3 protein-coding genes are annotated in these 1,355 nt (G+C 73.1%); 1 reads left to right on the forward strand and 2 read right to left on the reverse strand.

The annotated features are described in order from the left end of the window. Window positions 1-694 (forward strand): PLP-dependent transferase (locus VQ02_RS33820; protein WP_048448663.1); only part of this gene is annotated, 694 nt, incomplete at its 5' end. Window positions 695-709: 15 nt separating this feature from the next. On the opposite strand, the gene VQ02_RS33825 is transcribed toward VQ02_RS33820, so the two are convergent. Beyond that, the gene (locus VQ02_RS33825) at window positions 710-1,096 is read right to left on the reverse strand and encodes a diacylglycerol kinase (protein ID WP_048448664.1); all 387 of its coding nucleotides are present in this window, start codon (window positions 1,094-1,096) and stop codon (window positions 710-712) included. 50 nt (window positions 1,097-1,146) lie between these two features. Next, window positions 1,147-1,355, reverse strand: a 209-nt coding sequence (locus VQ02_RS37890; RefSeq protein ID WP_209437108.1) for a hypothetical protein, incomplete at its 5' end; no start/stop codon positions are given.

Consider the following 1,355-nt stretch of genomic DNA (forward strand, 5'->3'; position numbering starts at 1 on the left):
CCCGGACATCGCCGGCCTCGTCGCCGCGGCCGCGCAGGCCGGGGCGCGCACCGTGATGGACAACACCTGGGCGAGCCACGTGCGCTTCAGGCCTCTCGCCCACGGCATCGCGGTCGCGATCCAGGCCACGACCAAGTACGAGGGCGGCTACGGCGACACGCCGAGCGGCATCGTCGTCGCGCGCGACGAGGCGGACATCGCCCGCCTGCGGCGGCAGTTGCGGATCAGCGGCAACGGCGCGGTGTCGCCCCAGATCTGCACCCGCCTCTTTCACCGGGTCGACACGGCGGAGGCGCGCCTCGACCAGCACTGCGCCACCGCCGCGCGGCTGATGGACTGGTTCGCGGCCCAGCCGTTCGTGGCCGAGATCTTGAGCCCGGCCCGGGACACCAGCCCCCACCACGCGCGCTTCCGGCAGTATTTCGGGAAGGGCAACAGCCTCTTCACGGTGGCGTTCGACGTTAGCGTCCCGGTCGAACGGATCCGCGCCTTCGTCGACGCGCTCCTCCTGTTCCGGATCGCCGAGAGCTGGGGCGGGCACGTCTCCCTCGTGCTGCCGGTCCATGCCGCGCGCCGGGACGCGGGCCCCCTGCCCCGGGGGCCGCTGTTTCGCTTCAACGCCGGCCTGGAGGAGGCCGACGACCTGATCGCCGACCTGGAGCAGGCGTCGCGGGCCATCCACGCCGCCCCTTAGGCCGCCGGCGCGCCCTCACGGAACCGCCCGCCACTCCACCACGGCGAGGCCCGCCAGGCTGATCCACACGATCGCCGCGAACACGAGGGCGCAGAACACCGCCGCCGACCCGAGATCCTTCACGGTGCCGATCGCCGGGTGGCGCCCCGGATGCAGGTGGTCGCAGAGCTTCTCCACCGCCGTGTTCAGGAGCTCGGCCACGAGGACGAGGACGAGGCTGCCGATCAGGGCGATCCAGCTGTGGATGCTGCCGGCGATCAGGAAGGCGACCGGCAGGGCGACGGCCAGCACGGCCAATTCCTGCCGCACCGCGCGCTCGGAGCGGGCGGCGACGGCGAGACCCTGCAGGGAATGGCGCAGGGCGGAGCGGGACTGGGTCAGGAACGGGTGGGTCAGGAACATCGGGGCGGCTCGGCGGGATCGAGGGGTTGAGGTGGGGCGCGGGGCGGCTCTCATTCGGCCCGCGCCACCTTGGCAGGATCGACCGCCTCCGGCGCGCCGGGCAGGCCGTCGCAGAAGCGCGCCTTGTCCCGGTAGGTCGCGGAGAGCAGGCTGCGGTTCCGATCGCGGCCGGCGTGGCGGATGCCGTAGAGGTCGAGGGCCGTGTGGATCAGGTTCATCGGACTGGAACGGACGGTCGAGGTTGCCGGGGCGGGTGGGG

This window comes from Methylobacterium variabile (assembly GCF_001043975.1).
Classification (GTDB): domain Bacteria; phylum Pseudomonadota; class Alphaproteobacteria; order Rhizobiales; family Beijerinckiaceae; genus Methylobacterium; species Methylobacterium variabile.